The organism is Streptomyces sp. DG1A-41, assembly GCF_037055355.1.
Taxonomy (GTDB): Bacteria; Actinomycetota; Actinomycetes; order Streptomycetales; family Streptomycetaceae; genus Streptomyces.
On record NZ_CP146350.1, the window covers coordinates 8,447,108 to 8,470,308 of the forward strand.

General features: G+C 70.2%; 20 protein-coding genes and 6 pseudogenes. 13 read left to right on the forward strand and 13 right to left on the reverse strand.

Annotated features, from left to right (window positions below; all coding sequences use genetic code 11):
- The first annotated feature begins 234 nt into the window (after positions 1 to 234).
- The 3 genes and pseudogenes from V8690_RS39035 to V8690_RS39045 all read left to right on the forward strand — a co-directional run.
- Entirely contained in the window at positions 235 to 1,146 is a 912-nt protein-coding gene (locus V8690_RS39035) for an IS630 family transposase (protein WP_338784750.1), read from the forward strand.
- A gap of 401 nt (positions 1,147 to 1,547) precedes the next feature.
- Positions 1,548 to 3,569 (forward strand): cell wall-binding repeat-containing protein, encoded by a 2,022-nt coding sequence (locus V8690_RS39040; RefSeq protein ID WP_338784751.1) that lies wholly within the window; start codon positions 1,548 to 1,550, stop codon positions 3,567 to 3,569.
- 313 nt (positions 3,570 to 3,882) lie between these two features.
- A pseudogene (locus V8690_RS39045) lies at positions 3,883 to 4,233 on the forward strand (IS5/IS1182 family transposase); the annotation flags it as partial.
- 75 nt (positions 4,234 to 4,308) lie between these two features.
- On the opposite strand, the gene V8690_RS39050 reads toward V8690_RS39045, so the two are convergent.
- From V8690_RS39050 to V8690_RS39060, 3 genes and pseudogenes are all read right to left on the reverse strand, one after another.
- On the reverse strand, positions 4,309 to 5,055 hold the full coding sequence (locus V8690_RS39050; protein WP_338784752.1) for a phosphotransferase: 747 nt from the start codon (positions 5,053 to 5,055) through the stop codon (positions 4,309 to 4,311).
- A 243-nt stretch (positions 5,056 to 5,298) separates the two neighbouring features.
- A complete protein-coding gene (gene yidD / locus V8690_RS39055; protein ID WP_338784753.1) occupies positions 5,299 to 5,508 on the reverse strand; it encodes a membrane protein insertion efficiency factor YidD in 210 nt (69 codons plus the stop codon).
- A gap of 954 nt (positions 5,509 to 6,462) precedes the next feature.
- Positions 6,463 to 6,881 (reverse strand): annotated as a pseudogene (locus V8690_RS39060) (CRISPR-associated endonuclease Cas1); the annotation flags it as partial.
- On the opposite strand from V8690_RS39060, the gene V8690_RS39065 reads away from it, so the two are divergent.
- The 3 genes from V8690_RS39065 to V8690_RS39075 are packed head-to-tail and all read left to right on the forward strand — an operon-like array spanning position 6,832 to position 7,923.
- Positions 6,832 to 7,449: a hypothetical protein gene (locus V8690_RS39065; protein ID WP_338784754.1), complete on the forward strand. Its 618-nt coding sequence runs from the start codon at positions 6,832 to 6,834 to the stop codon at positions 7,447 to 7,449. The pseudogene V8690_RS39060 and the gene V8690_RS39065 overlap by 50 nt on opposite strands.
- Before the next feature lie 22 nt (positions 7,450 to 7,471).
- Positions 7,472 to 7,834, forward strand: a complete 363-nt coding sequence (locus V8690_RS39070; protein ID WP_338784755.1) for a hypothetical protein — start codon at positions 7,472 to 7,474, stop codon at positions 7,832 to 7,834.
- Positions 7,753 to 7,923 (forward strand): hypothetical protein, encoded by a 171-nt coding sequence (locus V8690_RS39075; protein WP_338784756.1) that lies wholly within the window; start codon positions 7,753 to 7,755, stop codon positions 7,921 to 7,923. The genes V8690_RS39070 and V8690_RS39075 overlap by 82 nt, the downstream gene beginning before the upstream one ends.
- Before the next feature lie 100 nt (positions 7,924 to 8,023).
- On the opposite strand, the pseudogene V8690_RS39080 reads toward V8690_RS39075, so the two are convergent.
- Positions 8,024 to 8,290 (reverse strand): annotated as a pseudogene (locus V8690_RS39080) (alpha/beta hydrolase); the annotation flags it as partial.
- A 148-nt stretch (positions 8,291 to 8,438) separates the two neighbouring features.
- Here V8690_RS39080 and V8690_RS39085 point away from each other — a divergent pair.
- On the forward strand, positions 8,439 to 8,975 hold the full coding sequence (locus V8690_RS39085; protein ID WP_338784757.1) for a hypothetical protein: 537 nt from the start codon (positions 8,439 to 8,441) through the stop codon (positions 8,973 to 8,975).
- A 104-nt stretch (positions 8,976 to 9,079) separates the two neighbouring features.
- Positions 9,080 to 9,652 (forward strand): DM13 domain-containing protein, encoded by a 573-nt coding sequence (locus tag V8690_RS39090; protein WP_338784758.1) that lies wholly within the window; start codon positions 9,080 to 9,082, stop codon positions 9,650 to 9,652.
- A gap of 39 nt (positions 9,653 to 9,691) precedes the next feature.
- Here V8690_RS39090 and V8690_RS39095 read toward each other — a convergent pair whose 3' ends face one another.
- Positions 9,692 to 10,546 carry a LysR family transcriptional regulator gene (locus V8690_RS39095; protein ID WP_338784759.1) on the reverse strand — a complete coding sequence of 285 codons (855 nt, stop codon included), beginning with the start codon at positions 10,544 to 10,546 and terminating at the stop codon, positions 9,692 to 9,694.
- 164 nt (positions 10,547 to 10,710) lie between these two features.
- Between V8690_RS39095 and V8690_RS39100 the strand changes: the two genes are divergently transcribed.
- On the forward strand, positions 10,711 to 11,514 hold the full coding sequence (locus V8690_RS39100; protein ID WP_338785622.1) for an EamA family transporter: 804 nt from the start codon (positions 10,711 to 10,713) through the stop codon (positions 11,512 to 11,514).
- Between the two features lie 17 nt (positions 11,515 to 11,531).
- Here V8690_RS39100 and V8690_RS39105 read toward each other — a convergent pair whose 3' ends face one another.
- From V8690_RS39105 to V8690_RS39130, 6 genes are all read right to left on the reverse strand, one after another.
- On the reverse strand, positions 11,532 to 12,269 hold the full coding sequence (locus tag V8690_RS39105; protein WP_338784760.1) for an HAD-IA family hydrolase: 738 nt from the start codon (positions 12,267 to 12,269) through the stop codon (positions 11,532 to 11,534).
- Positions 12,266 to 13,072 carry a DeoR/GlpR family DNA-binding transcription regulator gene (locus tag V8690_RS39110; RefSeq protein ID WP_338784761.1) on the reverse strand — a complete coding sequence of 269 codons (807 nt, stop codon included), beginning with the start codon at positions 13,070 to 13,072 and terminating at the stop codon, positions 12,266 to 12,268. Before V8690_RS39110 ends, V8690_RS39105 begins: the two co-directional genes overlap by 4 nt.
- A 200-nt stretch (positions 13,073 to 13,272) precedes the next feature.
- Positions 13,273 to 14,307, reverse strand: coding sequence for an alcohol dehydrogenase catalytic domain-containing protein (locus V8690_RS39115; RefSeq protein ID WP_338784762.1), 1,035 nt, complete (start codon positions 14,305 to 14,307; stop codon positions 13,273 to 13,275).
- A 59-nt stretch (positions 14,308 to 14,366) separates the two neighbouring features.
- Positions 14,367 to 15,179, reverse strand: a complete 813-nt coding sequence (locus tag V8690_RS39120) for a carbohydrate ABC transporter permease (RefSeq protein WP_338784763.1) — start codon at positions 15,177 to 15,179, stop codon at positions 14,367 to 14,369.
- On the reverse strand, positions 15,176 to 16,135 hold the full coding sequence (locus V8690_RS39125) for a sugar ABC transporter permease (RefSeq protein ID WP_338784764.1): 960 nt from the start codon (positions 16,133 to 16,135) through the stop codon (positions 15,176 to 15,178). Before V8690_RS39125 ends, V8690_RS39120 begins: the two co-directional genes overlap by 4 nt.
- 111 nt (positions 16,136 to 16,246) lie before the next feature.
- Positions 16,247 to 17,599 carry a sugar ABC transporter substrate-binding protein gene (locus V8690_RS39130; protein ID WP_338784765.1) on the reverse strand — a complete coding sequence of 451 codons (1,353 nt, stop codon included), beginning with the start codon at positions 17,597 to 17,599 and terminating at the stop codon, positions 16,247 to 16,249.
- 402 nt (positions 17,600 to 18,001) lie between these two features.
- Between V8690_RS39130 and V8690_RS39135 the strand changes: the two are divergent.
- The 3 genes and pseudogenes from V8690_RS39135 to V8690_RS39145 form a co-directional block, all read left to right on the forward strand.
- Positions 18,002 to 18,532 (forward strand): annotated as a pseudogene (locus tag V8690_RS39135) (KR domain-containing protein); the annotation flags it as partial.
- A 106-nt stretch (positions 18,533 to 18,638) separates the two neighbouring features.
- Positions 18,639 to 19,172, forward strand: coding sequence for a hypothetical protein (locus tag V8690_RS39140; protein ID WP_338784766.1), 534 nt, complete (start codon positions 18,639 to 18,641; stop codon positions 19,170 to 19,172).
- Positions 19,173 to 19,268: 96 nt separating this feature from the next.
- Positions 19,269 to 19,337, forward strand: a pseudogene (locus V8690_RS39145) (hypothetical protein); the annotation flags it as partial.
- Between the two features lie 175 nt (positions 19,338 to 19,512).
- Here V8690_RS39145 and V8690_RS39150 read toward each other — a convergent pair.
- On the reverse strand, positions 19,513 to 21,327 hold the full coding sequence (locus tag V8690_RS39150) for an ABC transporter ATP-binding protein (protein WP_338784767.1): 1,815 nt from the start codon (positions 21,325 to 21,327) through the stop codon (positions 19,513 to 19,515).
- Positions 21,328 to 21,696: 369 nt separating this feature from the next.
- Between V8690_RS39150 and V8690_RS39155 the strand changes: the two are divergent.
- Positions 21,697 to 22,357: pseudogene (locus V8690_RS39155) on the forward strand (hypothetical protein).
- A 96-nt stretch (positions 22,358 to 22,453) separates the two neighbouring features.
- On the opposite strand, the gene V8690_RS39160 reads toward V8690_RS39155, so the two are convergent.
- The gene (locus V8690_RS39160) at positions 22,454 to 23,110 is read right to left on the reverse strand and encodes a maleylpyruvate isomerase N-terminal domain-containing protein (protein WP_338784768.1); all 657 of its coding nucleotides are present in this window, start codon (positions 23,108 to 23,110) and stop codon (positions 22,454 to 22,456) included.
- Between the last annotated feature and the right edge of the window lie 91 nt (positions 23,111 to 23,201).

Consider the following 23,201-nt stretch of genomic DNA (forward strand, 5'->3'; position numbering starts at 1 on the left):
TTCGGTGGGTGTGGTGGGCGTGTGGGTGGGAGGCTGTCGGGGTGGCTTGTCAACCTTCCCCTTCGGTTGCCGGCTTCTCCCTTCCTCCTTTGTCGCGGCCTCGGTTGGCGCAGGCGCGTCGTGTTCGGGCAGTCGAGTTGTTCGAGGACGGCGTTTCGCATGCGGAGATCGCGAGGGCGGTGGGGGTGTGTGCCGAGAGTGTGCGGCGTTGGCGGCGGGTGTGGGAGCAAGGCGGTGGCTTCGGCTCTGCGGCGACGGGCAGCTACCGGACGCCCACCCAAGCTGGACGACGCCCAGGTCGAGATGGTCCGGGCCGCGTTGGAGCAAGGTGCCCGGGCTCATGGTTTCGAGGCCGACCCGTGGACCCTGGAACGAGTCGGCGCGGTCGTCACCCGGGCGACGGGGGTGGTGTTGTCGAGGGCGTCGGTGTGGCGGCTGCTGACCGGCCGGCTCGGATGGAGCCTGCAACGGCCCGAGCTGCGGGCGGTCGAGCGGAACGAGTCGGAGATCGCCCGCTGGATCGCGCACGAGTGGCCGCGCGTCAAAAAGGGGGCCGTGAACACACGGGCCTGCATCGTCTTCCTCGACGAAACAGGCGTCTTTCTGCTCCCTCAGATCCGCCGCACCTACTCGCCCCGAGGACGGACTCCGCTCCTGCGGCACCGCCTGAACTGGAAACGCGCGTCAATGGCCGGGGCCTTGGGCTACCACTCCACCGACCCCGACCGCGGGGCCCGCCTGTGCTTCCGCCTCAAGCCCGGCAGCCACGACACCGCCGGACTCATCGAGGTCCTTCAGCAGAGGAAGGTGTTCTACCGCGGCGGGCGAGCGGTCCTGGTCTGGGACGGCCTGTCCGCCCACTGGAGCCGGGCGATGTGGGCCTGGGCCGACGAACGGGACTGGCTCGCCCTGGAACGATTACCCGCCTACGCTCCCGAGCTGAACCCGCTGGAACTGCTGTGGTCCTCGCTCAAGAAGCATGAACTCGCCAACCTCGCCGGCGACCACCTCGCCGATGTCGCCGACACCACCGAGCAAGGCATCCACCGCATCAACGCCAACCCCCGACTGCCATGGTCATTCCTCGCCCATACCGGCCTGACCATCCGCCCACCACACCCACCGAACTTACGAAAAGATCAGTAAGTACGTTCATCTGTACGCGGCTGAGTACTTTCGCGAGTACGCCGACAACGTTTCACGAACCAAGCTGCCGTGTCAGACCGGATGCTCTACGGCCACCGAAATGAGCCGACGGCCCACATTGTGAGACTCATGTCCTCGGGGTGGTACCGGTGGGCTCGCTTCCTTCCGAAAGGGCGTCGTCGTACGTCAGCCGAAGCCGCGGAGCGAGGTGGCGACACGCATCGCCGGCCGACCGCAGGTCTTGGCCGCTTGGTCTTCGGCCAGCAATGCCCGGAGCCCCCGCCTTCACAGCGGTCGTGACCTGCGGCTACTGTTTCGCCGCTGTCGTGCGGACGAACGTGAAGCCGTCCATTCGCCTTGGGGGAGGGGATCGGCAGCCATCCATTCACTGAGGGGGCACATTGAACCTGCGTACGCGCCGCAGATCCGCGGCGCTCACCACTGCCGCCGCGCTCGCGGCGGGCCTCGTCGCCGCGCTTCCCGGGTCGGCCGCCGCCGTTCCCGGCAACTGGCCGGCCACCGACGGGAAGCTGCTCTACACGGACGTCGGCGGCCAGATGGCGTCCGTCCGTCCCGACGGGTCATCGTGGTCCCAGTTCCACCCGACCGGAGACCAGGGCGCCTGGTCCGCCGACGGCAGCCAGGTCGCCTTCGTGAACCACTACGACGACCACATCCGCACGGCATGGGCCGACTCCGAGGACACCGGCGTCGACATCGCCATGCCGTCGGGCAGTGGCTGGCATCCTGCCGATCCGACCTTCTGGTACGGCGGCGGCGACATCGTCTTCACGGCCAGCAGCAGGCTGCGGCTGACCGCGGCCGACGGCACCCGCACGCCGAAGGCCCTGTTCGGCACCGATGTCGACGGCTGCGACTCCGAGCCCAGCGGCGCGGTGAACGGCATGCTGGCCTTCGTACGCACGGGCACGAGCTGCGGGACCGCGGGCGCCCCGGCCGTCTGGGTCTACAACGGCCGCTCCGGGGCGTTCACCAAGCTGGCCGACGACGCGAAGGACCCGAGCATCTCCCCGGACGGCCGGTCGGTGGCCTTCACACGGTCGGTCGACGGTCACAGGCAGCTCTTCAAGGTCAACACCGACCGCACCGGGCTCACCCAGCTCACCACGGACGCCGTGGACCACAACCGGCCCGCCTGGTCGCCGCAGGGCAACCGGATCGCGTACGACGTTTTCGTCTCCGGCGACCCCGACGTCCCCAGCGGACCCCAGGTGTGGATCCACGACCTCGGCACGGGCACGCAGACGCAGGTGCCCCAGGGCACCGGCACCGACGTGGCCTGGCAGCCGCTCAGGGACAACGCGATCTCCCGCGTCTACGGCTCCGACACCTACGACACCAACATCGCGTCGTCCAAGTGGACCTGGAACACAGTCGGCGCCGGCGCAACCGGCCTGCCGAACGCGAACGCGGCCGTGCTCATCAGCAAGTCCGACGCGGCCTACGCCACCACCGCGACATCGCTGGCCGGCAAGAAGCGGGGGCCGGTGCTGATGACCTCCGGGACGGGCCTGGACTCCTCGGTGCAGACGGAGCTCAAGCGCATGCTGCCCAAGGGCAGGACGGTGTACCTGGTCGGCGGCACCAAGATCCTCAGCAGCGCGGTGGCGTCCAAGGTGACCTCGCTCGGGTACGTGGCCAAGCGGCTGTCCGACGTCTCGCGCTACTCGACCTCGGTGGCCGTGGCCAAGGCCATCACCAGCACGCCGAAGTACGTCTTCCTCGCCACCGGCACCGACTACCACAACGCCCTCGCGGCGAGTTCCGCCGCCGGTTCCATGGGCTCCGCCGGTACCGCGACCGTCCTGCTGACCGACGGTTCGACCATGACCGCGTCGGTCTACGGGTACCTCAACAAGTACAGTCCCGGCACGACGAAGATCATCACGGTGGGCACCGACGCCGAGTCGGCGCTGACCAAGGCGTACAAGGCCGGGAAGATGCCGAACTGGCCCGGCTCGTACAGCTACTACCGGGTCGCCGGCTCTACGCCGCAGTCGAACGCCATGCGGCTCGCCGACCTGTGGTGGTCGCTGCCGTCGAACGCCGCCGTGGCCTCCGTGGGGAGCTGGCGGGGCGGTGTCTCCGCGTCCTCGGCGATGACCACCTACGGCCCGCTGCTGTGGACCGACGTCACCTCGCTGTCGTACGACACCAAGCGGTACCTGATGCGGATGTCGTCGAGCATGTACCACGTGGCCGCCTTCGGCGGCTCGGGATCGGTCGACGCCTCCGTCATCCCCAAGATCGGTGCGGCGATCGGCGTGGGCACCCGCTACGTCTACACGCCGTACAACAAGGGCGTGGCGCCGCGGACCACGACCGCGCAGCCGTTGTCCGGCGGCACCGGGGCCGCGCCGAGCCCGGATCTCGCGCCACTGCGGGTGACGGCCACGAAGTAGCCCTCGCGGACTTCAGGACCCCGACCGGTCAGCCGGTCGGGGCCTTCGTCGCGGCCCCGGCCTGGCCTTCGGTCGGCCCGTCTGCTGGGCGAACACCCGGAGGACGACGGCGAGGACACCGCGGATACCGACGAAGTCCCAGTGCCGCTCGGTGCACACGGCTGGGGCTGATGCGCTGCAGCAATCTGCCCAGCCCGGGCCACAGCCCTGGCCCATCCCGGACTGTGTACAGGCGTCATGCCGGGGCCCTACTCGGTCGGGTGAACACACCAGAGAGGCGGAACCCTCCGGGACCACGCGCGCGTGCTGCCAGACGTGCCTGATCCCGCTGATCCAGGCCGTCCCGCCGATCCGCGGCAAGCGCGGCCAGCCACTGCGCCGCGCCAAGCACCTGGACGCCGACCGCGGCTATGACCACGAGGTCTACCGGGGCAAGGTCCGCCGGTTCCAGATCACCCCGCACCTCGCCCGGCGCGGCACCGGACACGGCTCCGGCCTGGGCGTGTACCGCTGGGTCGTGGAAGGAACGATTGCGCTGCTGCACTGGTTCCGCCGCCTGCGCATCCGCTGGGAGATCCGCGACGACCTCCACCACGCGTTCTCCACCCTCGGCTGCGCCGTCATCTGCTGGCGACGACTGCGCACCGCACTTTGTGGAGGGTAAGGGCAGGCGATGCGCCCCAGGGGATGGCGTGCTCGACGCGTCAGAACGCATACGGGCAGTCGGGCCCGCGCGGCCTCACATCCGGGATCTCAGCACGTCGACCTCACAGCCCGGCGCGAAGGGGTCGAAGCCCTGCTCGATCAGCGAGCGAACTGCCAGCAGGCTGCGCAACGACGACCACGCGTGGATCACGTCGAGGTCGATGTCGGTGCCGTAGCCGGCGATGACGTCCTCGAGGTGTTCCTCGTGTCCGAGTATGAAGGTGGCGAGGTCGTACAGGGCATCTCCCTGGCCCGCCTCGGACCAGTCGATGATGCCGGTGACCTCGTCGCCGTCGACGAAGACGTGCGCGATCTGCAGGTCGCCGTGCGTGAACGCCGGAGTCCACGGCCGCAGCGCGGCCTCGGCGACTTGGCGGTTGCGGGTGACCAGGTCGGCTGGCAGGACGCCGTTCGTCACGAGCAACTCGCACTCGTCGGTGAGCTCCTTCGTCAACTCGTCGATGCTCCGGCCGGCCCGGCCCGGCCGGGGCGGCAGCGGCGCGTCGTGCAGCTTCCGGATGGCGGCGCCCGCCGCGGCCCACGCCGCCGGCGACCCGGTCGACGGCCCGCCGAGGCGCCCAAGCGTCGTGCCCGGGAGTGCGGCGGTCGCGAGCACGGGCGGCTTGCGCCACAGGACCTCCGGGGTCGGGACCGGCGCGAGGGACATCGCCTCGACCTCGACGTCGATGCGCGCCTGATCGGCGTCCACCTTCAGGAACACGTCGCCGACGCGCAGAGTCGCGCGCTCGGAATGGGCGACGACGACTTTGACCTCATCCATGGGCGACCATTATCCCGGGCCTGATCGCCGACGTCGCCGGGTTTATCGCTTGCGATTACGCGGCTGACCGCGTCCCGCTACCCAGCGGCCTCGTGCACGACACGGATCTTTGACCAGGTCAAGCCCACCACTTTTGTTAGTTAGTCCTATCTGCAAGCCCTTAGTAGAACGCGGCGGGCACCTCGCGGTCGGTGCCGGCGCGGGTGCGGCCGTAGTGGTGCCAGAGGTCTGCGGTACGGGGCTTCATTTCGGTACCGGGTCATGGAAGCCGCGTCGTCGGGCTGCCCGTGGACGGCAGCGTAGCAACCGGGTCAGGATCAGTCGCCCCCCATGAAGTGCCCCGTGTTGGTGCAAAGCTTGTACGGCATATGTGGAGCACGTCGGGGTGTACGCGCAGCACGCTCGCTGGGTAGGACTGATCGCGACGCGGTAGTGGCGAACCGCGGTGTACATCGCGGAGGCTACGCGGCCCGCCGGCCGTGGGGCTGCGCCGTCCTCGCCTGATCCGGCGATCGCAGTGGGGCGGAAGACAGCGAGAAGCAGAACCGTCAGCCACGCGGCAGGACAGCACCGGCTGCACCCGACGTATGTGTCGAGTGCTCCCAGGCAGCACCCCTCTTCATCATCGCTGCGCTTCCTCTGATGCCCGGACCCGTCAGACCGCGGTGACTTCGACACGACATTCCCTCCCAGTCAGGTGGATCATATGTGTGTTCACCGGCCGTGCGGGCACCAGTACGACCGCGGCCAGTTTCGGGCGCAGCTGTTCACGTCGGCTGTGTGGAGCCACACAGTGATCAGCCAACACTCAGCGTGCGTCCTCCACGGAAGTTGAACGAGACCCCAGACACGTCGGCGGCTCGACATGAAGATCGGTGCTCGTGTGTGGCAGCCGCTGTCCGACCCACAGGCGGCGCGCCGCCCTGGTCGACCAGCTCGGTGCCGCGGCTCCCTGTCGGCCGCCAGTGTGCGCGGCCGCCGGATCGTGGCGGTCCGAGCGTGCAAGTACGGACAGATCAGCTCGCCGTTTCAAGGTGCCGTCATGAGGGTGGACGACGACCGCGTGATAACTCCCCGGCTGCGACTGAGTGGCGTTGTATGGCCCGCCGCGGTGACCGTCGTAGGCCCCCGTCGGTGGCCGCGGAACCGGTGGCCGGGGCAGGGCTCCCCTTCTGCTGTGTCGGGTGGCCCGGGTCAGCGCCCTGCGGTGAACTCTTCCAGCCGGGCGACCAGCTGGCGGTCGGGCCGGGCGACGATGACGGAGCAGCCCGGGGTGCGGGCGGCGAGCCGGTCCACTTCGCTCTCCAGGCGGCCGCTGGGAGCGAGCGCGCGGGATCCGTTGTCGCGTACGTACCGGGCGAAGATCTCCAGGTTCTCAAGGAACGCGGCGTCGGGCGAGGCGGTGGCCTCGCGGCCGAGAAGTTCGCGGCGAGTGAGGCCGGCGGGGTCCTCGTCTGGGAAGCGCAGCCGGTACATGTCGCGAGCCACGGCAAGTCGGCTGCGAGGGCTGGCCCACTGCCGAGCCCGGGCCTCCATGAGAGCGGAGGAGCGGCTGAGGGCGCGCGGCCGGACGCGTAGTAGCGCACGCCGCGTTCGCCGACCCAGCAGACGGCCGCGCCTGTCTCGCCCAGCACGCTCATGGCCTGGTGGGTGACGCGGGTTCCCGGGCCGAGGAGGAGAGTGCCGATGGTGGCCGACGGGATGTGGGTGGTCCCTTCCGCGTCCTGGGCCGTGATGGCGTTGGCACCGCTGTGCACCGTGCAGCGTTCCAGGTAGATGAAGGAGAGGCGTTCACCGGCGTACGGGGTCGCCCGCGCCTCCCGCAAGCCGCTGCTCGTCTACGCGCTGCCCATGGGTGCCGCGATGCTCACCGTGCAAGCCTTCCTGCTGCCGCACCCCGGCGCGGTCGCGGTCGTCGAGGCGATCGGCGCCAGCCAGGGCCTGGTGCTGCTGATGGGCATCCCCGTCACGGCCGTCGTCGTCCTGCTCGGTTATCTCGCATCCCGTCGCCTCACCCGCCGCGAGTACCCGATGGACCCGGCGGTGTACGCCGAGGTGTACGGGGAGACGAGCACGGACGTGGGCACGACCGGCCCGGCGGGGGCAGCGGGCGGGACGCCGGCCGGCGGAGCGCCGGGCGACGGCGGGCAGGCCACAGCGGTGCTGACCAAGCCCGCCGACACGGGCACCGGCATGCGGCCGCCGTCCTTCGGCATGGTCCTGACGCTGGTCGTCACCCCGATCCTGCTGATCCTCCTCGGCACCATCGGCCAGAACACCCTCACCGAGGGCTCCGCCCTGCGAGCCGTACTCACCGTCCTGGGCGCCCCGATGGAGGCTCTGCTCACGACGTCGCCCTGTGCGGTACTTCCTGGGCGCTCGTCGCGGCTATAACCGCGCACGCATCGCCGAGGTCATGGGCTCCGCGCTGCCGCCCGCGGCAATGGTGATCCTGGTCGCGGGCGCGGGCGGTGTCTTCGGCAAGGTCCTGGTCGCCAGCGGCGTCGGCGACGTGATCGCCGGCGTCCTGGAGCGCACCGGCCTGCCCGTGCTGCTGATGGCCTTCCTCACCTCCCTCGCCCTGCGCGCCGCCCAGGGGTCGGCGACCGTCGCCCTCGTCACCGCCGCCGGCATCCCCACCCCCTGCTGCACCGCGCCGACCTGTCCACCGGTCAGCTGTCGCTGGTGGTCCTGGCGGTGGGCGGGGGAGCACTCGCGCTCTCCCACATCAACGACGCCGGGTACTGGATGTTCACCAAGCTCGCCGGTCTCGACGTAGCGGCGGGGCTGCGCACATGGACCGTCCTGACGACCGTCATGGGATGCGCGGGCTTCGCCCTCACCGCTGCCCTGTGGCCGCTGGTCTGACCTGGCACGCGGACACACGAAGCTGCCCGTCCGGGCCCTCACCGGCCTGGACGGGCAGCGCGCCGCACGGCGACGCCCGCGTCCCGCCGCGTTTCGGTCGTCAGTCGACGGAGGCCATGAACTCCGGCATCCCGCGGTTGATGTCCGCCGCGTGGTCGATCTGCGGCCCATGGCCCGTGCCGGAGATGATCTCGGCTCAAGCGCCGGGGATCATGGGCGGCACACGCTCCACCTGCCGCTGCGGATGCACCAGGAGGCTTCGCTTGCCGAGCACCAGATAGAGCCGGGTCCGGATGGTGGACAGCTCCTTCTCGGACAGGGGAAGCGGCGCCGGGCGGCGTATGCGGTAGGCGCGAACGGCCGTTCTGCCCATCCCGCGCTCTTCCGCACCGGTGACGCGGCTGGTTGAGGGCCACCCGCGGCGCCGTTCATCGGAGTTCGTCAGACCCTCCCGTCATCGGCGGGCTACTGTACGAACACGCCGCGCCGCCCTCGGTCAGCTGAGGAGGAACACCGTGTCATCATCCTGCGACCCCCAGCACGCTCCCGCCGGAGATGTGGGCGCAGCACTCATGATGATCGACTCTCGGCTCAAGGCCATCTACGACGGCAGGTCCGAGACCGACGCCGAACAACAAGCGCTGACCGACCAGTTCGCCGTGTCCCTGGGGCCCCGCGGGGTCGATGACCTGCTGGACGGCGCGTGCACGCTCATCTACATGTTCATGCAGTGGCTGCGGATGGCCTACGAGGATCACGGCAAGGACGTCATCGAGTGCGTGGTGCCCAACCTCGTGGCCACGATGCGCATGATGCCCAGGAGCGTCCGTCCCGAAGCCATCCCCACCATGGCCGGACTGCTCGTCGCGGCGGGCACCGGCCTGAGCCCCAGCCTGTGGCGCAAGCAGTACGGAGACTGGACCATGGACGAGATGAATCCCCTGGAAGCCACCGCCTTCCTGCTCGCGGAGCACATAAACCGCATCACCGACGACCGCGACTTCGCCTCCCGCATGATCATGGAAGCCCTGACCAGGGCGGACGAAGGCTGAGGGCTCGCGACGTAAGGATTCCGTCATCAGCTGAGGGGTGGGAGGCGGCCGCCCGTTGCCGTTGAATCGGAAGGGCTACGGGAACTCTCAGGAGGCGAGCGGGGATGGGGCGTGTGCGCAAGGTACTGACCGGGCCGTTGGTCATCGCGGTGCTGGTGGTGGCGTTCGGCGGAGCGGGCTTCGGGCTGTACTGGTTCCAGCCGTGGAAGCTGTGGCAGGACGAGACCGTTCAGGAGGCCCTGCCCGGGGTCGCGGAGACCTCCGCTCCTCCCGTCAAGGCGCCTGCGGAAGAGCCCTCCGAGCCGGCATCCCCGGCCGCCGGTCCGCAGACGCTGGCGAGCGGTGAGCTGATCAGCCACGAGCACGCGACCTCGGGCACGGTGAAGCTCGTACGGCTGGCCGACGGCTCCCATGTCGTCCGGCTGGAGAACCTGAACACCAGCAACGGGCCTGACCTGCGCGTCTGGCTGACCGACGCGCCGGTCAAGCAGGGGAAGGCGGGGTGGCACGTCTTCGACGACGGAAAGTACGTCAGCCTCGGCAAGCTCAAAGGCAACAAGGGAAGCCAGAACTACGTCCTCCCCGGTGACGCCGATCCATCGAGTTTCAGCAGCGTGAGCATCTGGTGCGACCGTTTCGACGTGTCGTTCGGCGCCGCGGAGCTGGCCCGGGTCTGACAGCGGTGCGTTGCTGACCATGGCGGCTCCCCAGGCGGGTCATCCCGTGCCGTACAGCGTCGTGAGCAGTTCGATCGCGGCCTGGGTGGTGGGAGGCGGTTCGTCCCGCCACCAGGCGAGGCGCACCGCGATCGGCTCGGCGTCGCGCACCGGTCGGTAGACGATGCCGGGGCGCGGGTACTGGTGTGCGGTCGACTCGGCCGTCATGCCCACGTAGCGGCCGATGGAGATTTCGGTCAGCCAGTCGTCTACGTCGTGGATGTCCTTGGTCGCCGGACGGGAGTCCGGTGGCCACAGCCGCGTCGTGGTGGTGCCCGTCCTCCGGTCGATCAGCAGCGTACGCCCGCCGATGTCGGCGAGTCGCACGGAGCGGCGCCGGGCCAAGGGGTCGTCGGACGCCATGGCACACAGTCGCCTTTCCAGGCCCACGATGGCGGAGTCGAAGCGGCGGTCGTCCAGCGGCCTGCGCACCACGGCCAGGTCGCACGCCCCCTCCGCCAGCCCGGCGGTGGCGGAGTTGACGCGCACGAACTGCACCTCCGTCTCGGGGTGTGTCTCGGCCCAGCGGCGCTGAAAAGCCAGCGTGTGGCGGCCTACAGCCGACCAGGCGTAACCGATCCGCAGGCAGGCATGACCCGAGGTCGCCTCCCGCACCAGATCGTCCACCTCGCCGAGCACACGGCGGGCGCGCTGCAACACGCGCAGCCCCGTCGCGGTCGGGCTCACCTCACGGGAGGTCCGCCGCAGCAGCCGTACCCCGAGGGCGCGTTCGAGCGAGGCCAGGGCGCGGGACACGGCGGCCTGGGAGACGCCGAGAGCGATGGCGGCGTCGGTGAAACTGCCCTCGTCGACGATCGCGACGAGACAGCGCAACTGCCGCAGCTCCACATCCATGACTCAAGCGTATAGATCGAGCCGCTGATGCATTTTGCGCAAGGCGTGTGTCGTCTGAAGATCACGGCATGCCCACAGCACCCGCACGCTCGTCAGGACCTGCGCACCCGTCCGTCACGGCGTCCGCCGCCGGACCTGGTCAGCGCCTGGCCGGTGTCGTCACCATGGTCGGCAGCGGTCTGTCCAATCAGACCGGCGCCGCGATCGGTTCCCTGGCCTTTCCCGTCCTCGGACCTGTCGGTGTCGTCGCCGTACGCCAGTACGTGGCCGCGATCGTCCTGATGGCCGTCGACCGGCCCCGGCTGCGCACCTTCACCAAGCGGCAGTGGTGGCCGGTCCTGCTGCTGGCGCTGGTGTTCGCAACGATGAACCTGTCCCTGTACAGCGCCATCGACCGCATCGGCCTCGGCCTCGCGGTGACGCTGGAGTTCCTCGGCCCCCTGAGCATCGCCCTCGCCGCCTCGCGCCGCCGGATGGACGCGTGCTGTGCGCTGATCGCCGCGGCGGGCGTCGTCACCCTGATGCGCCCGCAGCCCTCCGCCGACTACCTGGGAATGGGCCTGGGGCTGCTGGCCGCCGTCTGCTGGGCGTCGTACATCCTGCTCAACCGCACCGTCGGCCGGCGCATCCCCGGAGTGCAGGGATCGGCGGCCGCCGCAGGGCTCTCCGCGCTGATGTTCCTGCCGGTCGGGATCGTCCTCGCCGTCGAGCATCCGCCGACCGCCGGGTCCGCCGCGTACGCCCTCGCAGCCGGCGTCCTCTCGTCAGCCGTCCCGTACCTGGCGGACCTCCTCACCCTGCGCCGCGTCCCGGCCCAGACCTTCGGGCTCTTCATGAGCGTCAACCCCGTGCTGGCCGCCTTGGTCGGCTGGATCGTCCTCGGCCAGCACCTCGGCTGGACCGAGCTGGCCGCCATCGCGGCCATCGTGGCCGCCAACACGCTCAGCATCCTCACGTCACGCGCCTGAGGGCACACGCACGTGGGTCAGGCCACCAGCCGGAGGACTTCGGCCAGGCCCCGGTCGCCGGTGCGTTGTTCGGCCGGGAGGACGTAGGCGCGCAGACCGCAGGCGGTGGCGGCGCCGTCGCGAACCGGGTTGTCGCCCACCATGAGGGTGGCGCGGGGGTCGGCGCCGAGGTCGGCACAGGCTCTGAGGAACAGCTGTGGATCGGGCTTCTCGCGGCCCTGCTCGTAGGAGATGACGCAGACGTCGACCAGCTCCTCCAGCCCGGCGTGGGCCAGGTGGACCCGCAGGTCCCAGGCGAAGTCGCTGACGATGCCGACACGCAGGCCGCGGGCGCGCAGCGCGCGGAGTGTGGGCTCGGTGTCGGCGTAGGGCAGCCAGGCGTCGGGGGCGGTGAGTTCCCGGTAGGCCGTTTCCTCGACGCCTCGCAGGAAGTCCACATGCTCCCACCAGCCCCGCATGGCGCGGCGGTGTTGGTGTGAGGAGAGGTCGCGGCCCTCCTGGAGGGCCGCGACGGCGGGCAGTCGGAAGGCGTCCCGCAACTGCCGTGCGATCCCGGGCACGGCGCCGTCCTCGTCCAGCATGGCCGTACGGCCGCAGGCCGCGCCGACCCGGCGCAGCCACGTCTTCAGGTCGATCATCTGGAAGATCGTGTTGCTGAAATCGAAGAGGACGGCCTCGACCGCCGGGACGGGAGCGGCCATCTGCGCGGCGGTGGGGCGGTAGGCGCTCGGGGTTTCGAACAGGGTGTGTATCACTGCGGGTGGTCTCCGGGGTCGACTGTTTCGACCGGCACACCGAGGCTCTTCAGGGCCGCGATCTCCGTCTCGGGGGTGCCGGTGTCGGTGATGACGGCGTCGTAGTCGGTCACCGTGCCGTACGCATGGGTGGCGGTCTTGCCGAACTTCGAGTGGTCCACGAGGAGCAGGGCCCGCTCGGCGGAGGCGAGCATGGCCAGCTTCACCTCGACGTACTCGCTCAGGGGGTGGAAGAGCTGGCCGGAGAGGACGGCGGTGGCGGACATCAGGGCGAGGTCGGCGCGGATACGGGAGAGGGCGCGGGTGACCTCGGGGCCGGTGCAGGAGTTGAAGTCGCCGTGATACCGCCCGCCGAGCAGGGCGACCTCCACACCGGGGGCGGACCCGAGCCGCTGTGCCAGGCCCACCGAGTTGGTGACGACGGTGATCCGGTCGAGTTCCGCGAGGGCGGGAGCCAGGGGGAAGAGGGTGGTGGAGTCGTCCATGAGGACCGTGCTGCCGGGCCTGATGCGGGCGATCGCGGCGCGGCAGACAGCGGCCTTCGCCGAGAGGGCGGTGCTTTCACGGAAACGGGTCGCGGTTTCCATGGTGACCGCCGGATAGGGGACGGCCCGGCCGCGTTCCTTGCGGAGCAGGGAACGCTGAGCGAGGTCGTCGAGGTCACGGTGCATCGTCATCAGACTGACGCCGAAGTGATCGGCGAGCTCGTCGATGCGGGTCTCGCCGTGCTCCACGACATGGCGCAGGACGGCCTGGCGCCGCTCCTCCACCGCGGCCTGCGACGACCGAGTCCTGGTGGCCACTGCGGCTCTCCCTCTCCTTCGCGTCCTGTGCCCGGCGCGCGGCTGGTGGCGGGCCGGGCCGCGACTGCCTCGTGGGTGCGTGGCGGCGCCCCGGGGTTTCGACCTCGAAGTCTCGCACACGGGCGGGGAGCAGCCGGGGGCCGTCGCCCGCCGGCGCCCACCTGCTTGCGCCCGGCGCAGCAGGCCGCTCCCGGCGGTCACTACGGCGCTTCCACGGTGACCAGCACCTTGACGTGCTCCGGGGCGAGCGAGGCCGCGAAGGCCTTGGCCGCCTCCTCCAGGGGGAACGTGGCGGTGACGATCTCGCCGGTGTCGACGACGCCCGAGGAGATCAGGGCGATGGCGGTCCGGTAGTCGTCGGCCGTGTACATCAGCGTGCCCTCGACACTGATCTCGCGGTCCTGGATCAGGTCGAGGCGTACGGGGGTGGTTCCGGAGGCCCCGACACCGACGACGATGATCCGGCCGCCCTTGGTGACCAGGTCGGTGGCCTGGGCCATGGACCGTTCGCGGGCCACACAGTCGAAGACCACGTCGGCCGGTCCGCCGAAGGCCTGACCGACCTGCTCGGTGAGGTCGGCGGCGTCGGCGGGCAAGGCCGCGTCGGCGCCCAGGCGCAGGGCGCGATCCCGCTTGCCCGGCAGCAGGTCGGTGACGGCGATCGCGGCGGCGCCCGCATGCCGGGCGGCGGCGAGCACGAGCAGACCGATGGGCCCGGCGCCGAGGACGACGACCCTACGGCCGGTGAGGTCACCTGCCTTGGCCACGGCGTGCACCGGAGTGGCCAGCGGTTCGACGAGGGCGGCCTCGATGTCGGTCATGCCCTCGGGGACGCGGTGGACGCGGCCGGCGGGGATGGTGAACAGGTCCGTCATGGCGCCCGGGGTCTGGCAGCCGAAGACCCTCAGTTCCCGGCAGATGTTGTAACGGCCGCTACGGCACTGGGGGCACCGTCCGCAGAAGAGGTTCGGCTCGACCACCACCCGGTCGCCCGGGGCGAATCCGTCGACGCCCGGGCCCGTGGCCGCGACGACGCCGACCGCCTCGTGTCCGGGGTGGTAGGGCAGCGGCATGAACGGGTGGTGGCCCTGGGCCGCGTGGGTGTCGGAGCCGCAGACGCCCACCACGGAGGTGCGGACGAGGAGTTCGCCCTCGTCGGCGGTCGGCGCGGGGATGCGCTCGACGGTGATGTCGTCGATCGACCGGACGAGGACACGGCGGATCTGCTGGGACATGGGGTGGTGCTCCGTTTCGGATGCGGTCGGGAGTGCGTGCGGCGCCCCGATGGCCTGTCTCACTTCACCGCCCCCAGTGACAGCCCGCGCACCAGCTTGTCCTGTGCGGCGAACCCGGCGATGAGGACCGGCAGGGAGACCAGCGTGGCCGCCGCGCACAGCCGGGCGAGGAAGAGGCCCTCGTTGGTGATGAAGCCGACGAGGAAGACGGGTGCGGTGGAGGCCTGGGTGGCGGTGAGGTTGACGGCGAACATGAACTCGTTCCAGCTGAAGATGAAGCAGATCAGCGAGGTGGCGGCGAGTCCGGGCATGGCGACCGGTGCGACGACCCGCCACAGCACGGTGAGCAGGCCCGCGCCGTCGACCTCGGCCGCCTCCAGGATTTCCTTGGGGACTTCGGCGAGGAAGGAGCGCATCATCCAGACCGCGATCGGCAGGTTCATGGCGGTGTAGAGGACGATCAGGGTCCAGACGTTGTCCAGCATCCCGGCGTCCTTGACGATCAGGTAGACCGGCAGCAGGGCCGCGATCGCGGGGAGGAACTTGGTGGACAGGAAGAAGAACATCACGTCGGTCCATTTCTGAACCGGCTTGATGGACAGCGCGTAGGCCGCCGGCACCGCGAGGGCGAGTACGAGCAGTGTCGAAAGGACGCTGGCCATTGCCGAGTTGAGGAGGAAAGGGGTGATGTCCCGGCTGAACAGCAGCTCGTACTGGTCGAAGGTGAGCGGGGCGAACGGGGTCGGCGGGTTGGTCGCCGCGTCGGCCTCCTGGTGGAAGGAGGTGAGCACCATCCACGCCACCGGTGCGAAGAAGGCCATGGTGGCGAGCCAGGCGACGAAGGTCCACAGAGGGGTGAGCCGGGCGGTCATCGGGATACCTCCTCGCGGAACAGCGACGCGATGGTGCGCAGCGCGAAGGTCGCGATCACGATCGACCCGAGGACGACGACCACTCCGGCGGCGGCTGCCTGGCCGTACTCGTACTTGCGGAACATGGTCAGGTAGATCTCGTAGGGCAGGTTGGTCGTCTGCGAGCCCGGGCCGCCCTGGGTGATGGTGTAGACCGCGTCGAAGGTCTGCACGACGTAGATCGTGCCGAGCAGGATGCCCAGTTCGAGGTACTGGCGCAGGTGCGGCAGGGTGATGTGACGGAAGGTCGCCAGGGCCGACGCTCCGTCCACGCGGGCCGCCTCCAGCACGTCACCGGGCTGCGCCTGGAGACCGGCCAGGATGATCAGCATCATGAACGGGGTCCACTGCCAGACCAGCGAGACCACCACGGCCGGCATGGGGTACGAGGACACCCAGTCGACCGTCGGACCGTGGTCGGCGCCGAAGAACCGGTAGACGGCGTTGAGGGTGCCGTTGAGCAGTCCGTAGTCGGGGTTGTAGATGGCGTGCTTCCACAGCAGCGAGGCCGCGACCGGCATGACGAGGAACGGCGCGATGAGCAGGGTGCGTGCCAGGCCGCGGCCGGGGAAGCGGCGGTCGAGCAGCATGGCCAGGCCGAGGCCGAGGAGCACGCTGAGCAGGACGACCGAGGCGGTGAGGACGACGGTGTTGAGGACGGCCGCGCGCAGCCGCTCGTCGGTGAAGACGAACGCGTAGTTGGACAGGCCGGTGAAGTGTCGGTCGCCCGGCCTGAGGATGTTCCACTGGAAGGTGGAGATCACGAGTGTGGCCACGAAGGGCAGCTGCGTGACGACGATGGTGAAGACCAGCGCGGGCAGCAGTGGGATGCGGCGCTTCCACTTGGCTGTGCCCGAGGGCTTCCGCGCATGGGCGGGTGGTGGTGCTGTCCTGGGGGGAGCGGTGAGCGTGGTCATGGAGGTTCCTCTGCCGGATGGGGGTACCTCCCAGGCCCTGAAGGCACTTGGGGGAGGCCGGGGCCGGGGAAGCGGTGCCCGGGGCCAGGGGACCGGCCGGGCACCGAGGGGCTACTTCTGGTGGTTCTTCGCGACGTCCTCGGCGAGCTTCTGGCCGTCGTCGAGTGCCTTGTCCACACTGGTCTTGCCGGCGATGGCGGCGGAGATCTCCTGGGTGACCTTGGTTCCAAGGTCCTGGAACTCGGGGATGGCCACGTACTGGATGCCCACCGTCGGCCGCGGCTGGACGCCCGGGTTGGCCGGGTCGGCCGCCTCGATGGACTTCAGGGTGATGTCACCGAACGACCCGGCGGCCTTGCGGTACTGGGGGATGTCGTAGGTGCTGGCCCGCTTGCCGGCCGGGACGCGTGCCCAGCCGAGTTTCCCGCCGACCAACTTCTCGTACTTCTTGCTGGACGCCCACAGCATGAACTTCGAGGCCGCGTCGGCGTTCTTCGTGGTCTTGGGCATGGCCCACGCCCAGGCCCACAGCCAGCCACTGGACTTGGTCTCCACGGTCGGGGCGTACGCGTAGCCGACATGACCGGCGATCTTGCTGGAGCTGGGGTCCTCCAGGGACCCGGCCGCGCTGGTCGCGTCGTACCACATCGCGACCTTCTTCTGGCTCATGGCGTTCAGGCACTCGGTGAACCCGGCCTGCGCCGCACCCGCCTCACCGTGCTTGCGGACCAGGTCGACGTAGAAGTCGGTCGCCTTCTTGAACGCCGGGCTGTTGACCTGGGCCTTCCAGTCCTTGGTGAACCAGGTGCCGCCGAAGGTGTTGACCACACTCGTCAGCGGCGCGCCGAGCTCGCCCCAGCCGGCCAGACCGCGCAGGCAGATGCCGCGCATGCCGGGTTCGGCGCCGTCGACCTTGGCCGCGATGTCGGCGATCTGCTGCCACGTCGGGTGCTCGGGCACGGTGATGCCCTTCGCCTTCATGACGTCCTCGTTGTACATGAGGAAGGACGACTCGCCGTAGAACGGCAGGGCATACAGCTTGCCGTCCGAGCCGGACAGCGACTGCACCATCGGCTTGAGCAGGTCGGCCTTGTCGAAGCTCGCGTCCTTGTCGGCGTAGGAGCCGAGTTCGTGCAGCCAGCCGTTCTTCTCCCAGATGGGTACCTCGTAGGCGCCGATGGTGGCGACGTCGTACTGGCCGGCCTGGGTGGCGACGTCCTGGGTGACCTTGTCACGCAGTTCGTTCTCGGGGAGGACCGTGAAGTTCACCTTGATGCCGGTGTCCTTCGTGAAGGTGTCCTTGGTCAGCTTCGCGATGTCCTCCATCTGCGGGTTGCCGACCATCAGCACGTTGATGCTCTTGCCGCCGCCGGCGCTGCCGCTGCCTCCGGCACCGGCGCATCCGGTGGCCATCAGGGTGATGGCGGCGGCGCCCGCGATGACGGTGTATCTGGCTGTTGGCATGGCTGAGGTCCTCTCGTCGAGGGAGTGGTGGGTGGCGACACTTGGCCGGTTCTGCCGGGGGAGCGGGAGGAGCGCAGGTGCGCCGATGGAGAGCATTGTTAGCAGAGGTTGTCGGCATTGTTAACACATCTTGCGAGATATTTTTCCGGACTCTATGGTTGATCCGCTCTGACGGAGGCGTGGCGGAGGGACGTCCGTGCCTGCGTCCCCCTGGTCCCGGAGGCCGGATGACGGCTGCTGCCCGAGACGACCCTTTGGACCGGCCGCGACGGCACCCGGCACGAGCGGACGGTGGAACTCGCGGCCGGGCAGACCGCCGCACTGGGCTGAGTGCACGAGTCGCCGTACCGGCGGCATCGGGTCAGCGGCGACGGCACCCCGCGCGGGAGCAGCCGACCCGAGATGCGTTCGAGCCCGGGCAATCGGTTGGCAGTGAGGTCACCCGGGGGTGTCGGTCGTCGAGGGGTGGGGTGTCGTCCAGCTCGCAGCCTGACGTTCATCGGCTTCAATCTCGACTCGGTACTGCTGGACCGCGACCGCGACCGCGGCTCCCGCCTCGTCGCCGACGTCGTGTCGCTCATCGAGCGCGGCGTGTACCGGCCGTTGCCGCACACCGTCTACCCGGCCGCACGGGTGGAGGAAGCCTTCCAGGTCCTCCAGTACTCCCGGCACATCGGCAAGGTCGTGATCTCCCCCGATCCCGCCGACGGGACCGCGCTGGACGAACCCGGCCCGGTTCGTCCCGCACCCCACCCCGCCACCCTGGACGCCGACGGCACCTACCTGGTGACCGGCGGGCTGAGGGGATGCGGTGCCGACACCGCACGGTGGCTGGCCGACCAGGGAGCCCGCCATCTGGCGCTGGTCTCCCGCCGCGGCCAGGCCACCCCCGAGGCGCCCGCCCTCCTCGAAGACCTGGCCGGCGCGGGCGTACACGCCTCCGCTTGCGCCGCCGACGTCACCGACGAGGCGGCGCTGCGCCGGGTCGTCGACGGTCGATGTCACCGGCCGCCGGCTGCGCGGCGTCGTGCAGGCCGCGATGCACCTCTACGACGCGCCCCTGTCCGAACTCACCGACGACCGGTTCAGCGCCGTCCTCGCCCCAAGGCACACGGCGCCGCCCAACTCGACCGCCTCACCGCCGGCCACGACCTGGACCTGTTCGTCACCTACTCCTCGATCGCCGCCGCCGTCGGCAACATCGGCCAGGCCCCCTACGCGGCCGGCCGCCTACCTGGAGGCCCAGGCCCGCGCCCGCCGCGCCCAGGGGCACCCCGCCACCGCCCTCGCCTGGGGCCCGATCGGCGAGAGCGGCTACGTCGCCCGGCACGCCATCGGCGACGCGATGGCCGAGCGGGGCTTGCAGCCCCTCACCGTCGCCGAAGCCCTCACCACCGCCGACGGCCTGCTCCAGCCGGGCACCGACGTGGCAGGCGTCGGCCGCTACCGCTGGAGCCGCGCCCGCCGACTGCTGTCCGCCCTGGCCACCGCCCGTTTCACGGACCTCGTGCCGGCCGACGCCGGTCCCCGCCCGGAAGGCCGCGCGGACCGCTGCGCGAACTGGCCGCCATGACACCGACGAGGCCCGGGCCGCGATCACCCACACCCTGACCGGCTGCTCGCCGCCGTGCTGCACAGCGACCCCGAAGAGCTGGACCCCGCCCGGACCGTGACCGACTTCGGCCTCGACTCGTTGCTGAGCACCGAGTTCCTCCTGCGCGCCGGCGAGCACTTCGGCGTCCGCCTCGCGGCCACCGAGCTGATGGGCAGCGGCCGCACCCTGACCCACTTCACCCAACTCGTGCACAGCAGGCTGGGCCTGCCTAGTACCGGTCCGGCGACGGCCGTCTCCTCACGGGCGAGGAGACGGTCTCGGCCCGCGTCGTGTTCAGAGCACCTGGGCCGCGCCGTGTTCAGAGCACCTCGGCCCGCCCCGAGGTGTCGTCGAGGAAACCGCCCGACTGGTGCTGCCACAGCTTCGCGTAGGCACCGCCGATCGCGAGCAACTCCTGGTGCGTGCCCTGCTCGACGATCCGTCCGCGGTCGAGGACGACGAGCTGGTCCATGCCGGCGACCGTGCTCAGCCGGTGCGCCACCACCAGTGCGGTCCGCCCCTCCATGAGCCGCCACAGTGCCTCCTGCACGAGGAGTTCGCTCTCCGAGTCCAGGGCGCTGGTCGCCTCGTCGAGCAGCAGGATCGGCGCGTCGCGCAGGATCGCCCGGGCGAGAGCGACGCGCTGGCGCTGACCGCCGGACAGCTTCACGCCGCGCTCGCCCACCATGGTGTCGAAGCCGTCCGGCAGCGCGTCGGCGAACTCCGTGACATGGGCCGCCTCGGCCGCCCGGCGGATCTCGGCCTCGGTGGCGTCCGGCCGGGCGAACGCGATGTTGTCCCGCAGAGTGCGGTGGAACATCGCCGGATCCTGCGGCACGTAGGCGATCTGGCTGCGCAGGTCGGCCTGGCTCAGCCGGCTGATGTCCTGACCACCCACGAGAATGCGGCCGCCGTCGATGTCCGTCATCCGCAACAGCAGCCGGGTGAGGGAGGTCTTGCCGCCGCCGGAGCGGCCGACCAGGCCGACCCTCGCCCCGCTCGGCACCTCCAGGTCGAGACCCTCGAACAGCGGCTTGCCGCCCCGGTGCGCGAACGTCACCTTCTCGAAGCGGATGTCGGCGGCCCGGGGCCGCAGCGGTTCCGGCGACGGCGGGTCGAGCACGGTAGGAGGCGTCAGGAGCAGCTCGGTGAACTGCGCGGCCTCCGTCATCGAGCTCTCCAGCCGGCGGTAGATCTGGTTGAACTCGAACATGATCCGTGTCGCGTTGCTGTAGTAGGTGAAGGCGACCACGATCGCCTCCACGCCGTGCCCGCCCCCGGCGAGCGTGACCGCGAGCAGCAGGCCCAGCGCGTTGGTGACCACGAACAGCGGCGCGACCAGCGTGTCGATGCGGAGGTTGCCGTAGTCCCACGACCGCAGCGTGAGCCGGCGTGACGTGGCGACCCGGGAGCGGTGCTCGGCGGCCTCGCGCTCCTCCGCGGCGAACGCCCGCACGGTGTCCATGTTCATCAGACTGTCGGCGACGTGGCCCGCGACCCGGGCGATCGCCTCCTCCCGCAGGTCGACCAGCGCCTGGCGGCGCCGGATGAGCGGCACGACCAGCACCCCGGTCAGCGCGATCATCACCAGCAGTCCGACCACGAGCAGGGGTTCGTAGCGCCACAGCACCACCGCCCCGAACGCCAGCGGCACGAAGCTGCCCACGATCTGGAACGCCAGCGTGTCCACGAACTGCTCGAAGCGCGAGGCGAAGCTCAGGACGCGCTTGGTCAGCGAACCGGCGAAGTTGTCGTGGAAGAACACGGCGTCCTTGGCGAACAGTTCGTCCAGCCCGATCACGTACAGGTGCTCGATGCCGCGGGCGTCGAGGCGGTTGAGGCAGTGCATCGCTACGCGCCACAGCCCCTCCGCGAGAAGCAGGACCCCGGCGAAACCGAGGACGTACGGCAGTGCCGAGTCGACCGTGAGGTCTCTGTCGTCTGCGATGTCGCCGACGAGCTTGGCGACGATCAGCGGCGCGATGTAGTTGATGCCGATGTTGCCCAGCGCCATGAGCAGCATCGCGGGTGCCGTCAGCCGACGGAGCCGGGCCAACTCCCGTCCGTAGTAACGAAGTGCGAGAAGTACCGAGCGTTTGCCCGGCAAAACCCTCCGCGATTCAGGCGTTTCCATCCCACCCCTGTGTCGTTCTGTGGCCGCCCGCCACGCGCTGGTGCGGGCAGGGGCCATCGCCGCAACGGATGTGTGGAGATTCGGGTCGAGTCCGGAAGTGTCCCGCGACGGCGACCGCGGAGTCCAAGCGTTTTCCGGCCGGGCGGTGGTGCGCAGGGAGCGCCAAGGGGCACGGTCGGCGGACTCGGGGCGGGGCGGGGCGGTGGTGCGCAGCCGGGCGGGCCATTCAGGACGTGAGGGGCAGGGGTGTCGGTAGGACCCCATCGCATCGGGTGTCCAGGCCCAGGGAGGGGCCGTGCCGGGGGCGACAGCATGTGAGTCGTCGGCAACGGGCCGACGACCGGTCCCCACCGGACTTCGGGGGACCCCATGACCGAGGCCTTCGCCAGGCGCCTGACGGGCCTCGCCGCCGCGGCCGCCCTGATCGTCGAAGTACCGCTGTACTTCGACGATCAGGGCGGCCGCCGGACTCGAACGTCCTCACCAGGCCGCTGCTCGCGATCTTCTCGCCGGCGTTCCTGATCGTGTTCGTGACGGCCTTCCGCGAGCTGGTCAAGCGGGTGAACCCGGCCTGTGCATGGGTGGGTTCGATGGCCTTCGCCACCGGACTGGTCTACGCGACGGTCACCCTGGTCCCCAGCGGGCTGGAAGCCGGCGCGGTCATCGCCGCCGACCGTTCGACCGATCCGACCATCACGGTCAGCGGCACCTACATCCCCTACGGGTCGATCGGTCGTGTGCTGCTGGCGCTGTTCCTGGTCGTGGTGGGCTTCGGCATCTCCCGTACGAACCTGCTGCCGCGCTATGGACCAGCCGCTCCGCCTACGTCCTGGCCGGTGTCAATGTGGCCTTCGTGCCGTCCTCGTTCTTCGGGAACGACCCGGCGGACTTCTACGCGGCGAACGGCTGGGGCACCACGGCTTCGATGGGCGCGATCCTCAGCTATTGCCTCCTCGCGCTGGGCATCTCCACGTACCGCAGCGCCACCCGCCGTAAGCCGTCGGCCGGCTCACCGGACCCGCGGCACTGACACCACGGCCGGCCAGGCCCTGCACGTCACCGCTGTCCGCCAGGTCCAGGAGCCGCAAGCGCTCCTGGACCTGGCGTGCGAGGGCTGGTAGCCCGCTCAGCCCAGGTAGAGCGGGAGCCTCGAGGCCAGTTCGCCGAGTCCGGCCCGCTCCACGTCGGTCGGCGGTCGCCGCCCGGTGCCCACCAGTAGCGCGTCCCGGTCGGAGAACGACGGGGGGAACGCGCTCCCGGCGATCCGCTCGAGCATCCCACGGGACCGGGCGAGCCCCACCGCCGGCGGCTGCGCGGCCTCCGGGAGGTGGGCGATCAGGTCGAGGTGGTGCAGCGTCCACTCCATGACGTACGTGGAGAGGTAGTCGCCCACGGTGAGAACCTCGTCGCGGGTGCCGACCCTGAGACCCGGGTCGGCGAGTGCCGCGGCACGGTCGGCGGCGGAGCCGACATCGTCCAGGTGGAACTTGAGCAGGTGCGGTTCCTCGTACGCGGCGGCCAGCCGGACGGTCAGCGCGTCGAGCGGGTCGTCTCCGGTCGGCGGCGTGTCGGAGAGCTCCCAGTAGGTCAGCGCGTCCCGGGTCGGTTCCCCGTCAGCGGGGGTGGCGAGGGTGATCAGGACGTCCTGCGCGTCGATGACCAGGTGGCACACCAGGTCCCGCACCAGCCAGCCGGTACAGCCGGACGGCCGGGCGAAGTCCTCGTCGGACAGGTCGGCGACCGCCGCGCGCAACGCCGTCCAGGAGCGTGAGAAGAGATCCACATCGGCAACGTAGTGCCGTGCCGCGAGGGCGGACAAGCGTTTTGCGCACGGCCGGACCGCCCGGGCGGACACGCACGACTGTTGACGGAGA